We start from the raw sequence: 12,221 nt of genomic DNA on the forward strand, positions 1-12,221 counted from the left end.
TCGAACAGGGTAAATGGCTGCGGCAGGTCGTCACCGGCTACTTCAACGACCATGCGGTGCCGACCAACAGTCGGGCGCTCAGCGCCTTCCGCTTCTTCGTCATCGAACTCTGGAGACGCACGCTCCGGCGCCGCAGCCAGACCGATGGCATGAGGTGGGAGACGATCAGTCGCCTCGCCTGTGACTGCCTCCCCAGGCCCAACATCCGTCATCCTTGGCCGCGAGCACGCTTCGCCGTCACTCACCCGAGGTGGGAGCCGTATGCGGGAAAGCCGCACGTACGGATCTGTGCGGGGGGCGCTCAGCAATGAGCGTCCCTACCGCGACTCGCTGCGCTCGCAATGACGAATACCTCAATTCCGGAACTGCTCCAAAAACATCCGCAAGCTGTCATGCGGGCTCTCGACGTCCGCGATCAGCCAGCCTTCGGGACCGTTGACCAGGATGAAGTTCAGCGTGACACGCCGGCCGCGATTGTCGAAATTGGCCGCGACATAGGTCTTGTCATATTGCTTGCGAAGGACCGCGATCGCGACCGGGCCGAGCTTCCAGGTCGGGCTCTGCACCAGGAAATCATAGGGTTCGGCCCTTGGCGTGCTCCAGGCCTTGCGGAGGCTGGAATCGAAGAATTGCCGGGCGGTCGCGGCATCGCGCGGCAGGCCTTTTGACAGCTCCGGCGCGCCCTCGCCGTAATAGGCGTAGACGTTGCGCATGGCCGATTCCGGGGTACGGAAGCCGGCTTGCGCCGTGGCCAGCCAGAACCCGGCGAACAGGGCCACAATGCCCGCAAGTTCCCTCATGCCTGCCGCTCGCTTTATCGGCCGCCGGTCTTAGCTTAAAAGCCTAGCATTGTGCGGCGGAGACCGAAAACTCAAGATGCGCGAATTGTTCGATGAGGCCGCGGGGCAATCCCCGCTCGATCCGCAGGAGGCGGTGCGTAGGGCCACGCGCATGCCGCAGCGCAAGCGCTTCTACAAGGAGGCTGGCATAGCTGAGGCCGAGGACGGCTTCGCCATCACGCTCGACGGCAAGCCGATCCGCACGCCCTCCGGTCGCCAAGTGGTGATCCCGTCGCGCGCGCTCGCCGATGCGGTGGCCGCGGAATGGGCGGTTCAGGTGGAGACGATCGATCCCCTGACCATGCCGCTGACGCGTATCGCCAACAGCGTGGTCGAGGGCGTCGTGGACCGCGTCGAACTCGTCAGCGAAGACCTCGCAAAATACTTGCAGTCCGACCTGCTATTCTACCGCGCCGGCCATCCGGAGGGGCTGGTGGCCCGCGAGGCGGCGCATTGGGATCCCGTGCTGTTCTGGGCTGCAGAGAGCTTGGGCGCGCATTTCATGCTGTCCGAGGGCATCATGCATGTGAAACAGCCGGACGAGGCGATCCAGGCCGCGCGCGCCGCGCTGCCGCAGGATGCGTGGTCCGTGGCTGCGCTCCACGTGATCACGACCCTGACCGGCTCGGCGCTGCTGGCGCTGGCACTGGCCCACGGGGTGCGCGATGCCGACCAGGTCTGGGCGGCAGCCTATGTCGATGAGGACTGGAATGCCGAGAAGTGGGGGGTGGATGAGGAAACAGCCGCCCGCCGCGCCGCGCGGCTGAGGGATTTTCAGGCTGCCGTGACGGTTCTGGCCGCAGTCAAGCCGGCCGCGGCCAGAGGTCCTTAACGAGAGGTTTACGACGCCGGCGTTAGGGTGGCCCGTGCTCCTGGGCTCCTAAGATGGCGATGCCGATAAGCTCGATCCTTCCGGTCGGCGCTGCCAGCCCCGTGGCTGATGCGGCGACGCCTGACCTTGTCCTTCAGGCCGGCAGCGTCGTCGACGCCAAGGTCGTCAGCGTGCTCGCCGACAATCTGGTGCGGATCGCGATTGCCAACCTCTCCCTGGACGTGATGTCCGAGGTGGCGCTGTCGCCCGGACAAAATCTCCAGCTCGCGGTGTCGCAGAACGACGGCACGATCCGGCTTGCAGTCGTCAATGGGGCAGGCCAGGCAGCTGATCAGATCACACTGACGCCGACAGCGGCGTCGCTGCTGGACAGCCCGCCGCTCGCGCCCTCCGCGACGACCGCGCGCAGTCTCCTGACGCCGTCCGAGCAGGTCGCAGTCACCTCGGCCTCGGCCGAGGCTGTGACCAAGCAGGGCAGCCAGGCGCCGCTGTTCACCGATCTTGCCTCGGCCGTGACCGGCAGCAATCTGCCGGCAGGACTGAAGCAGGCGATGCTGGACGTGCTGGCACAACAGACGCCGCTCAACGCGGGGCTCGATGGCGGCGATGTTGAGTCCGCCTTCCAGAGGTCGGGGCTCTTTCTCGAGGCGTCTCTTGGGACGGGCACACCACTGTCTTCCGGGACCGTACCGGACCTCAAGGCGGCGCTGCTGGTGCTGCGCCAGACGCTGGTCGCGACCTCAGGTGCGCTCGAGACCGGCGTGCCGCAGGCTCCGGTGCAAGGCGCCGCGCTGCCGACGAGCGCCATGGCCACGCCGCAGACCGCAGCGTCGGCACTTCAGGCGGCGGGCGAGGCTGCGCATGCGGCGTTGCCGTCGACCGGTGCGGAGATCGCCCAACCGGCCCAACTGCCACGCAGTGCTGCGCTCGCAGCAGCAGTGCTGGGAGACGTGGCGGGTGAAACGCCGCAGGCCGCAGGGCCGCGAACCATCTCCGCCGGCCTCGCCGCGAGCCTGCTGCAGGAAGTCACGCAAAACCTGCCGCGCATGACCGGCAACGTGCCGGGCTCCAACAAGGCGGTGCCTGACAGCCACATCTTCGAGGCAGCCGCGCGCGCGATCACGCCGCCGCCGTTCCGCGGCGCGCTGCCGTCGCCGCAATCCATCGCCTCGCCGTCGCTCGCGCCGGATACGCCGCTGGCTGCAACCGTGCACCGACTGCTCGACGACACCGACGCCGCGATCGCGCGGCAGACCTTGCTGCAGGTCGCCTCGCTGCCCGATCGCGTCGATGCTAGCGGTCACCGCATCGATCCGACCGTCCCGCAGTGGAATTTCGAGATTCCGTTCTTGACGCCGCAAGGCACCGCGATGGCGCAGTTCGAGATCTCGCGCAACGGCGGCAACGAGTCGGCTGATCCCGCCACGCGCGCCTGGCGCGCGCGCTTCTCGCTCAACGTCGAGCCGGCCGGTCCCGTGCATGCACTGATCACGCTGAGCGGCGACAAGACCTTCGTACGGATGTGGGCGGAGCGCCCGGCGACCGCGCAGCAGCTTCGTGCCGGCATCGGCGAGCTCAGCCAGGCGATGACCAGGGCCGAGCTCAAGCCCGGCGACATCGTGGTCCGCGACGGCACGCCGCCTCAGCCGGCACCGGCCCGTGCCGGGCACTTCCTGGATCGCGCTACATGAGCGACCCATCCAAGCTCGCGATCGCACTGCACTACGAGAAGGGCAGCAACGCGCCGGTGGTCGTCGCCAAGGGCAAGGGCACAATCGGTGCAAAGATCATCGAGGTCGCCAAGGCCCACGACATCCCGATCGAGGAGAACGAGGTCTTGGCCGGCGCGCTTTCCAAGGTCGAGCTCGGCGAGGAGATTCCGCCGGATCTCTACAAGGCCGTAGCCGAAGTGCTGGTCTTCGTGCTGCGGCTGTCGGGCCGAGGGCGGTAGAGCATGATCCGGACGCGAAGGGCCGCGTTAGCGCAAAGTGTGTAGCGGCTTTCCGATAAGATCATGCTCTAACAAGAGCGCTTTAACGCTGTCATCGTTTCACCACGATATCGGCTGCATGGTCGCGCCAACTGTCATCACCAAACGGACACTGCCCTTGCTGACGCGCCGTTCCACCCTCGGTCTCCTCGCCGCAGCCGCCACCCTGCCATCCCGCGCGCTTGCTGTTGTCGCGCCGCCGCGCAACGAGATCCGCGAGAGTCTTGCAAAGCGCTTCACTGATCTGGGCACGGCCGGCACCTTCGTCGGCTACAAGGTCGAGGATTATTTGATCGTCGCGAGTGACCGCGAGCGCTCGGGCGAGGGGAAGCTGCCGGCCTCGACCTTCAAGATTCCGAACTCGCTGATTGCGCTGGAAACCGGCGTCGTCGCCGATCCCGACAAGGACGTCTTTCCCTGGGACGGCGTCAAACGTCCAATCGAGGCCTGGAACAAGGATCATACGCTGCGCAGCGCGATTCTCGTCAGCGCCGTGCCGGTCTATCAGGAGATTGCGCGCCGCATCGGGCAGGAGCGCATGCAGAAATATGTCGACTTGTTCGACTACGGCAATCGCGACATTGGCGGCGGCATCGACCAGTTTTGGCTCACCGGTGCCTTACGCATCGACCCTGTCGAGCAGATCGATTTCGTCGACCGGCTGCGCCGCCGCGCACTGCCGATCTCCAAGCGCAGCCAGGACCTCGTCGCCGACATCCTGCCGGTGACCAAGGTCGGCGATAGCGTCATCCGCGCAAAGTCCGGGTTGCTGGGCGCCGAGCGCGGCGCGCCGTCGCTCGGCTGGATGGTCGGCTGGGCCGAGAAGGGCGACGCGCATACGGTGTTCGCGCTCAACATGGATTGCGGCGAGCCGCGTCTCGTCGGCGAACGCATGCCGCTGACGCAGGCCTGCCTTGCCGATATCGGCGCGATCTAACGTAGCAACGGCAGCGCCGGACTAACGCCGTTGCAGGGCCAGCGAAACGTTCGTGACGTTGGTGCCTTGCGGACGAATCGATACCGTTTGCCGTCCGCCGCGCGTCGTCAGGGACAGATTGGCGGAGAAGTTGTCGCCACGCGCAGCCGCGTCGACATGATCGCCGCTCGCACGACCCGAGATCGTGCCGGATGCGTTGCGGGTGGCTTCGCGCCACGACCCGGAAACGGCGCCGCCCTGATACTCGACGTCACCGGCGAGATCGAAATTGTAGCTCTCGCTCGCGCATTTCAGATTGAGGTCAAGCTGGGCGCTGCCGTTGCCGACATTGTAGGTTGCACGGCAACGCAGCCGCTCCTGCCCGCCATCCGTCGTGCTCAATACTCCACCACCAGACCACGAGCCGGCCATGGCGGTAAAGGGGGATGCGGCGCTCGCCGTGCCGCAGGGAAGGCAGAGCGTCACCACGAGCAATCCTGTTCGTGCGATAATGGACCCAGGCATCGCAGGATCTCCTCTCTCGATTGGATCATCGTTTCAACGCGCGGAACTCGAAGCGGTTTCTTGGAGTTCCGCGGAGGGCTGGCACGACGGCGAGACGGAATCTTCGACCGCGTGGTCGATGCTCGGCTTATCCGAGCTTGAACAGCGCCTGGAGGAAATCGACCACCGCCTAATCGCACATGACATCGGAGCTTGGGACGTGGACGTTCCTACAGCGTCATGGTCGGGCAATTGCCTTCCGAAGGGCCGCGTCGCTTCCGCTCGCCCGGGACAAGCCCGGGCATGGCGACCCGTCGTGAATGTCCGTTGCCCCAGCCTCAGCGTGAATGTCCGTTGCCCCAGCCTCAGGCGGTACCGGCCGGCTTTTTCGCCGTCAGCGCCTGGTCGATCGCAAAGCCGCCGATCTCGCTCATGGCTTGCGAGACGACGTCGCCCTCGCGGGCAAAACCGCCTGCGAGGACATCGAACTGCGTGCGCGCCAGCCGCAGCACCTCGATTGGCACGGAGACGACGGTCTCGTTGAAGCTGTCGACGGAGGCGCGCAGCGTCTCGAGCTCGGTTGTGAGCTTGCTGATGTGGGTCTCCGCATCCTGCATCAGGCAGGAGAGCTTGCCGCGCTCCGCATTGAATGCGGTGCGCTCGGCGGCGGCGGCAGCGGTCACCTCAGCGAGCTGCGCCCGCAGCTCGTCGTTCTGCCTGGCCCAGGCGTCGGAGGCGAGTTCGGCCGCCGCGCGCAGCTCGGTGCCGCGGGTGTTTTCTTCCTGCTGCCGGTGATAGAGCCGCTCGGCCGTCATGGCCCGCTGCGCCAGCGACTCGATCAGCGCGGCGGCTCGCAACAGCATCTCGCCGTTGCGACCCGACACCATGCTGGCCATCCGCCGCAGGAAGGCGATGGTCTCGGACGATGAGCTCGGCGGCAGGGGGACGACCGTGGCGGACATGTGTGATGCTTGCAGCCAGACGTGGTGGACCGCCGCCGTACCAACTGAGCTCACGCAACATTCGGCGCCTGATCGTGAAGGTGAAGCAAGCCTGAATCGGCTGACGCGGTCAACCGGCGAGGGAGATAAAATGGCGCCGGTCCGCCGCCAAGGCGCGCGGGCTCAGGCGTCCTTCTGCCGCCCGATCCGACCGAGATGAGTGAAGCTGAAGCCGGCCGAATATTTCAGGCCATAGCCGAGCGCCCGGTCGATCCCGATATGGGCGAGCCAGATCAAAGCGATGGACAGGGTCAAGGGCGAGGCAAGGCCGAAGCCGAGCGTCAGCAGCGCTACCGGCGCCATGTAGCTGTGGGCGGCGTTGTAGACCATCGCGCCGAAGCGCGCGTCCGACAGGTAGGCCAGAAAACTCAGATCGGGGATGAAGAAGAGTAGGGCGAACACCAACCAGGAGCCGTCCCAGGCCGCGTAGAGCGTCACCATCCCTGCGAACAGGGTCAGGCCCTCGAGCCGCAGCAGGATCTTGACCCCGCCGGTCACCGTGCCGGCTGCAGCCGCTGTTTCATCCATCGTCGCCTCTCTCTACAAAGCCTTGCAATCCCTTACGGTTTCCGCAGCCACAGGGCAGACCTGCGAGGCCGAAAGCCGCTTCCCGGCCCGCAAAATGCCGTGTTAGAACCCAGCATCACTTACGACCTGGCGGGAGCAAATGAAACATATCCTTGACGCCCTTGAAGACCGTCGTGCCGGCGCCAAGCTCGGCGGCGGGGAGAAGCGCATCGAGGCGCAGCACGCCCGCGGCAAGCTGACCGCGCGCGAGCGCATCGAGCTGCTGCTCGACAAGGGATCGTTCGAGGAATTCGACATGTTCGTCGAGCACCGCTCCACCGAGTTCGGCATGGAGAAGAACAAGATCCCCGGCGACGGTGTCGTCACCGGCTGGGGCACCGTCAACGGCCGCAAGACCTTCGTGTTCGCCAAGGATTTTACCGTGTTCGGCGGCTCGCTGTCGGAGACCCACGCGCTGAAGATCACCAAGCTTCAGGACATGGCGATGAAGGCGAGGGCGCCCATCATCGGCCTCTATGACGCGGGCGGCGCCCGCATCCAGGAAGGCGTCGCGGCGCTCGCCGGCTATTCCTACGTGTTTCGCCGCAACGTGCTTGCCTCCGGCGTGATCCCGCAGATCTCCGTCATCATGGGCCCCTGCGCCGGCGGCGACGTCTATTCGCCGGCGATGACCGACTTCATCTTCATGGTGAAGCACACCAGCTACATGTTCGTCACCGGCCCCGACGTGGTGAAGACGGTGACCAACGAGGTCGTCACCGCCGAAGAGCTCGGCGGCGCCTCCGTGCACGCCACGCGCTCCTCGATTGCCGACGGCGCGTTCGAGAACGACGTCGAGACGCTGCTGCAGATGCGGCGCCTGATCGACTTCCTGCCCTCCAACAACACCGACGGCGTGCCGGAATGGCCGAGCTTTGACGATATCGAGCGCGTGGACATGTCGCTGGATACGCTGATCCCCGACAATCCGAACAAGCCCTACGACATGAAGGAGCTGATCCTGAAGGTCGTCGACGAGGGCGACTTCTTCGAGATCGCTGATGCCTTCGCCAAGAACATCGTCACCGGCTTCGGCCGCATCGCCGGCCGCACCGTCGGTTTCGTCGCTAACCAGCCGATGGTGCTGGCGGGCGTGCTCGACTCTGACGCCTCGCGCAAGGCCGCGCGCTTTGTTCGTTTTTGCGATGCCTTCAACATTCCGATCGTCACCTTCGTCGACGTGCCCGGCTTTCTGCCCGGCACCGCGCAGGAATATGGCGGCCTGATCAAGCACGGCGCCAAGCTGCTGTTCGCCTACTCGCAGTGCACGGTGCCGCTTGTGACGATCATCACCCGAAAAGCCTATGGCGGCGCCTTCGACGTCATGGCCTCCAAGGAGATCGGCGCAGACATGAACTACGCCTGGCCGACCGCCCAGATCGCGGTGATGGGCGCCAAGGGCGCGGTCGAGATCATCTTCCGCTCCGACATCGGCGACCCCGACAAGATCGCGGCGCGAACGAAGGAATACGAAGACCGCTTCCTGTCCCCCTTCATCGCCGCCGAGCGCGGCTACATCGACGACGTCATCATGCCGCACTCGACGAGGAAGCGGATCGCAAGGGCGCTGTCGATGCTGAAGGACAAGAAGGTGGAAACGCCGGCGAAGAAGCACGACAATTTGCCGTTGTGAGGCAGCAGCGTGGGTTAGCGAAGCGAAACGCATCAGCTTCTTTTGATGATCTTTCGATGACCGAAGACAACGCGACCGACGAGATTTCCGACATCGAAGCGCGGATCGAGGCGTTGTCCGAGATCGCCGAGCGATGCAGGAAATACATTCTGGCGTCCAAGATCGCCATCGGAGGTGGCGCGGCGTTGCTGCTGGTTACGATCCTCGGCGTGTTCGGCTTCGGTCAAACTGCGGCGCTCGGATCAATTGCGCTAGTGCTTGGCGGAATCGTTGCGTTGGGATCGAACGTCAGCACGTTGCGGCAGACGGAGGCTGCCATCAATGCTGCCGAGGCGCGTCGTTCGGCGCTGATCGAAAGCATCGACCTGCGTGTCGTCGCCGATGCGCCGATGAAGTTGGTTTGAGGCGCCGCTTGCCTGGCACCAGCACGCCTCACGCGGCAGCCCTGCGCGTCAGGACCTGTAACTCCGCGCGGCATTCGGCTGCGAAGGCCTGAAGCCGCTCCACGGTTTGCTGGTCGAGAATGGCTTTCGCCAGCCGCTCGGCGCGGGCTAGTTGCTCTCTAAGGAATTCGATGCGGGCCATGTGTCACCTTCCGCTGCGATAGTTGGAAGCAAATTGCTTCGTCCCGGCGGCCATGACTCTAGGGTTATCGCCGGGCTAATTATGTGCGGTTCGTCACGCTCCGGTGCGCGCCGCGTCTGCCGCAGCGAAATGCGCCATCTGGGCGGCGTGGGCCTTGGCGAAAGCCGGGCGGGCCGTGGCGCGCGCGACGTAGTCGCGGCAAGCCGGGTGGTCTGCCAGCCCGTCGAAACGATCGACCGGGCGCAGCACATCCGACATCAGGATGTCGGCGACGGAGAAAGACCCCGCCAGCCATTCGCGGCTGGCCAGCACCGGCTCGAGATGCTTGAGGCGGAGCTTGAGGAAGCCGTCCAGAAATTTCCATGACGGCGCGTCGCCGGCATCGCCGGTGAACTTCAGGAGTGACCACGGCAGGCTGGCCATCTCCACCGAATTGAGCGCCGCAAATACCCATTGCACCGCCTCGCTGCGGCCGCACGGATCGGCCGGCATCAGCGCCGTGCTGCGCTCGCCCAGATGCAGCAGGATCGCGCCGCTCTCGAAGATCGAGATGTCGCCGTCGGTCAGCCACGGCACCTGGCCGAACGGCTGGTGCGCGAAATGCTCCGCGCCGCGGTCGGCGAACGGCACGCTGGCGACGCGATAGGGCAGGGCGGCCTCTTCGAGCGCCCAGCGCACGCGAAGGTCGCGTACGAAGCCTCGCGGCATCTCGGGAACCCAATCGAAGGTGATGAGCGTGAGGTCGGCCATGTGGCATCTCCATGCCTTTGCTCAATTGTGTCTTGGTTCTGTACAAAGGACGGGCGACGGGCGGGCGTTCCGACACCGATGCCAACTCTTTTTGTCGCCGCGGCGCGATTCAGCTTTGGTTCATGTTGTCACCGCGACACTCCGCGCGCATCACGGGCACGACCATCCTAGAGGTAAGACGTCATGGAGCGCCGGAACTTTTTGAAATTTGCATTTGGTGTGACGGCAGGCGCCGCCGCCTTCGCAGCGACCGCGCAGGCCGCGCCGCTGTCGCCGCAGCCGGTCGCCGGTTCGGCCGCGATGCCGAATGCCGATGCACATCCGGCTGTCACCAGCAGCGAGGAAGCCGCGCAGATGAAACCGGAGCAGGTACGCTGGCGCGGCCACTGGCATCGCCGCCACTGGGGCTGGCGTCGCCGGCATTGGGGCTGGCGTCACCGCCGCTGGCATCGCCGCTACTGGTAGGCGGTTGCCGGATTGTCCCGCGAGATTCGGACGCGGATCGCAGGCTCGGTCTGCATTCACAGCTCTCAGGACAGGGCCGGCGCGAAGTCGAACTCGTCAAAACGAAAATGGCCGCGCAGGCTTTCGCCGCGCGGCCACTTCGCAAGTGCAAGAGATCAGAACGGACGGCAGCGGCCGGCGTACCAGCGGAAACCATAGGGGCAGACGCGCGCGCGCGGCACGACGACGACAGGGGCCGGCGCGACCACCACCGGGCCCGGGCGCACGACGACCGCACCGCGCATCGGGCGGCAGTCGCCGTAGCGGCCACGGTACCAGCCCGGGCCGCAGCCCTCTGCGGCGCTGGCCGCCTCGCTGAAACCAACGACCGCGCTCGCAAGCATCGCGGCGGCGAACAGATATTTCATTTCATCTTCCTTACTTGTTCTTGGGGGCAAGTCTTCACAACGGGAGCAAGTCTTCGGGGCTTGGCGCTCGCTGGGCGACGATCTCGGCCTTGTCGATTCCGAGATGATCGAGCAGCGCGATGGTATTGCGCGCCAGCGTGTCGAAGTGCAATTCACCCGTCGGCTTGGAGGATTTGCCGAAGCCGACCTGGTCCGGCACGACGACGCGGTAACCGGCTTCGCTCAGCATCTTGATCACGGGCGCCCAATAGCTCGACGGAAAATTGCGCCCGTGCAGCAGCACCACGGTGCGGCCGTTCGGCTGCGCTGGCGCGACGTCCATATAGGCCATGCCGAGCTGTTCGCCGTCATTGACGACCGGCAGCAGGTGCACGGGATAGGGATAGGCAAAGCCTTCGAGCGCGATGCCGTAGGGCTCGCGCTGCGGGCTGTCGGCGGCGCGGGATGCGAGCGGGACATTGAGGAGGGCGGCGGCGAGCGTGGCCGTGAGGATGCGGTTCATGGGGGCTCTGGTTGGACTGAGGTGCTCGACACAATCTCTGTCATGCCCGGGCTAAAGCGCGAAGCGCGTCTTCGCGCAGATGTCCCGGGCATCCACGTGCGAGCCGCAATAAAGACGTGGATGGCCGAGTCAAGCCCGGCCATGACGAGTGTCCTCGTTCACACGCAGTTGTGTTTACTCTCGCCCATTCCCGAACAGCGTCGCAAACTGCTTCTCGCCGGTGCGGGTAAAATTCACCACGCGGCTGCCGGGCGTGGCGTCGCGCGCGGCCCATTTCAGTTCGGTGAAGCGATTCATCATCGCCGCACCCAGCGTGCCGGCGAGATGGTGGCGCCGCTCGCTCCAGTCGAGGCAGGCCTTGCAGACGGGACGGCGCGGATGGGTCAGCATCTCCGATGAAATCTGCAAATGCTCGATCAGGAAACGCTGGCCGTCCGGCGTTAGCTCAATCTCCTGCTTCTTCTGCTTGATCAGGTGCCGTTCGCGCAAGGAGTCGAGCATCTGCACGCCGAGATCGCCGGCGAGATGGTCGTAGCAGATCCGCGCACGCCGCAGCGCCGGATCCTTCGGCCCGGTGCGCACGCGCATGTGGCCGGTGCGCGCGGCAAGCCCAGCGAGCCCTTCGAGCACGCCGGCAACATCGGGATCGGTGAGGCGGTAGTAACGATGGCGGCCCTGCTTCTCCGGCTCGATGAGGCCACCGGCCTCGAGCTTGGACAGATGCGAGCTGGCGGTCTGCGGCGTGATGCCGGCCTCCTGCGCCAGCTCGCTCGCGGTCAGGGCGCGGCCGTTCATCAGCGCCGTGAGCATGTTGGCACGGGCGGGGTCGCCGACCAGCGAAGCGACCATGGCAATGTCAGGTCCTGATTTCATGCTTCGATGATAGCCGAAGCATTGAGGCCGGGCAAGCGCGTATCCTCTCACCAGTTCGTCATTGCGAGGAGCGAAGCGACGAAGCAATCCAGACTGTCTCCGCAGAGGGATTCTGGATTGCTTGTGCGCCAGGCAAGCTGGCGCGGTCCAACCGGTGGAAGTCCGGTCCGGGTAAGCCGTAGCGGGCGCCCGGTAGTGAGTGTTGCGGTGTCGTCGGCGACGGCGGCAGCGAAGCGTACACAACGATGCTGTGGGGTGGGCTATTGAGCCGCGAAAGACAGAAACTCGCAGAGGCCGAGGCGGTAAGCAACGTCGAAGGCAACATGTGCGGTCCCGTTATGCGAGGGGCTGACGCTC

The 12,221-nt window shown here is 65.5% G+C and carries 15 protein-coding genes and 2 pseudogenes; 8 read left to right on the forward strand and 9 right to left on the reverse strand.

The genetic code is table 11. The annotated features are described in order from the left end of the window. Positions 1-311, forward strand: a pseudogene (locus IVA82_RS24420) (hypothetical protein); the annotation flags it as partial. Between the two features lie 42 nt (positions 312-353). Here the strand turns inward: IVA82_RS24420 and IVA82_RS24425 are convergent. Next, entirely contained in the window at positions 354-800 is a 447-nt protein-coding gene (locus IVA82_RS24425) for a hypothetical protein (RefSeq protein WP_247387183.1), read from the reverse strand. A gap of 76 nt (positions 801-876) precedes the next feature. Between IVA82_RS24425 and IVA82_RS24430 the strand changes: the two genes are divergently transcribed. The 4 genes from IVA82_RS24430 (at position 877) to IVA82_RS24445 (ending at position 4,598) form a co-directional block, all read left to right on the forward strand. Further along, positions 877-1,671: an ATP12 family protein gene (locus tag IVA82_RS24430; RefSeq protein ID WP_247387184.1), complete on the forward strand. Its 795-nt coding sequence runs from the start codon at positions 877-879 to the stop codon at positions 1,669-1,671. A gap of 53 nt (positions 1,672-1,724) precedes the next feature. Then, positions 1,725-3,362 carry a flagellar hook-length control protein FliK gene (locus IVA82_RS24435; protein WP_247387185.1) on the forward strand — a complete coding sequence of 546 codons (1,638 nt, stop codon included), beginning with the start codon at positions 1,725-1,727 and terminating at the stop codon, positions 3,360-3,362. Then, the gene (locus tag IVA82_RS24440; RefSeq protein WP_247387186.1) at positions 3,359-3,622 is read left to right on the forward strand and encodes an EscU/YscU/HrcU family type III secretion system export apparatus switch protein; all 264 of its coding nucleotides are present in this window, start codon (positions 3,359-3,361) and stop codon (positions 3,620-3,622) included. The genes IVA82_RS24435 and IVA82_RS24440 overlap by 4 nt, the downstream gene beginning before the upstream one ends. Before the next feature lie 157 nt (positions 3,623-3,779). Next, positions 3,780-4,598: a penicillin-binding transpeptidase domain-containing protein gene (locus IVA82_RS24445; protein WP_247387196.1), complete on the forward strand. Its 819-nt coding sequence runs from the start codon at positions 3,780-3,782 to the stop codon at positions 4,596-4,598. Between the two features lie 21 nt (positions 4,599-4,619). Here the strand turns inward: IVA82_RS24445 and IVA82_RS24450 are convergent, their stop codons facing one another. The 3 genes from IVA82_RS24450 to IVA82_RS24460 all read right to left on the reverse strand — a co-directional run bounded on the left by IVA82_RS24450 (position 4,620) and on the right by IVA82_RS24460 (position 6,610). After that, positions 4,620-5,102, reverse strand: a complete 483-nt coding sequence (locus IVA82_RS24450; RefSeq protein ID WP_247387187.1) for a hypothetical protein — start codon at positions 5,100-5,102, stop codon at positions 4,620-4,622. A 344-nt stretch (positions 5,103-5,446) separates the two neighbouring features. Next, positions 5,447-6,043, reverse strand: a complete 597-nt coding sequence (locus IVA82_RS24455) for a hypothetical protein (protein WP_247387188.1) — start codon at positions 6,041-6,043, stop codon at positions 5,447-5,449. A gap of 162 nt (positions 6,044-6,205) precedes the next feature. Then, complete coding sequence (locus tag IVA82_RS24460) at positions 6,206-6,610, reverse strand: DUF4260 domain-containing protein (protein WP_247387189.1); 405 nt, start codon at positions 6,608-6,610, stop codon at positions 6,206-6,208. A 139-nt stretch (positions 6,611-6,749) separates the two neighbouring features. Between IVA82_RS24460 and IVA82_RS24465 the strand changes: the two genes are divergently transcribed. Together IVA82_RS24465 and IVA82_RS24470 are read left to right on the forward strand one after the other, a co-directional pair. Beyond that, the gene (locus tag IVA82_RS24465; RefSeq protein WP_247387190.1) at positions 6,750-8,282 is read left to right on the forward strand and encodes an acyl-CoA carboxylase subunit beta; all 1,533 of its coding nucleotides are present in this window, start codon (positions 6,750-6,752) and stop codon (positions 8,280-8,282) included. Positions 8,283-8,338: 56 nt separating this feature from the next. After that, entirely contained in the window at positions 8,339-8,686 is a 348-nt protein-coding gene (locus tag IVA82_RS24470; RefSeq protein ID WP_247387191.1) for a hypothetical protein, read from the forward strand. A 28-nt stretch (positions 8,687-8,714) separates the two neighbouring features. Here the strand turns inward: IVA82_RS24470 and IVA82_RS24475 are convergent, their stop codons facing one another. Continuing rightward, positions 8,715-8,867, reverse strand: a complete 153-nt coding sequence (locus IVA82_RS24475) for a hypothetical protein (RefSeq protein ID WP_187435632.1) — start codon at positions 8,865-8,867, stop codon at positions 8,715-8,717. A gap of 93 nt (positions 8,868-8,960) precedes the next feature. Next, a complete protein-coding gene (locus tag IVA82_RS24480; protein WP_247387192.1) occupies positions 8,961-9,617 on the reverse strand; it encodes a glutathione S-transferase family protein in 657 nt (218 codons plus the stop codon). A 183-nt stretch (positions 9,618-9,800) separates the two neighbouring features. On the opposite strand from IVA82_RS24480, the gene IVA82_RS24485 reads away from it, so the two are divergent. Beyond that, the gene (locus IVA82_RS24485) at positions 9,801-10,082 is read left to right on the forward strand and encodes a twin-arginine translocation signal domain-containing protein (RefSeq protein ID WP_247387193.1); all 282 of its coding nucleotides are present in this window, start codon (positions 9,801-9,803) and stop codon (positions 10,080-10,082) included. A 155-nt stretch (positions 10,083-10,237) separates the two neighbouring features. On the opposite strand, the gene IVA82_RS24490 is transcribed toward IVA82_RS24485, so the two are convergent. The 3 genes and pseudogenes from IVA82_RS24490 to IVA82_RS24500 form a co-directional block, all read right to left on the reverse strand. Further along, positions 10,238-10,489 (reverse strand): hypothetical protein, encoded by a 252-nt coding sequence (locus IVA82_RS24490; RefSeq protein ID WP_247387194.1) that lies wholly within the window; start codon positions 10,487-10,489, stop codon positions 10,238-10,240. A gap of 23 nt (positions 10,490-10,512) precedes the next feature. Further along, positions 10,513-10,991: pseudogene (locus IVA82_RS48805) on the reverse strand (alpha/beta fold hydrolase); the annotation flags it as partial. 174 nt (positions 10,992-11,165) lie between these two features. Next, a complete protein-coding gene (locus tag IVA82_RS24500; protein ID WP_247387195.1) occupies positions 11,166-11,864 on the reverse strand; it encodes a winged helix-turn-helix domain-containing protein in 699 nt (232 codons plus the stop codon). Positions 11,865-12,221: the final 357 nt, after the last annotated feature.

Source organism: Bradyrhizobium sp. 142 (genome assembly GCF_023074015.1).
GTDB lineage: Bacteria > Pseudomonadota > Alphaproteobacteria > Rhizobiales > Xanthobacteraceae > Bradyrhizobium.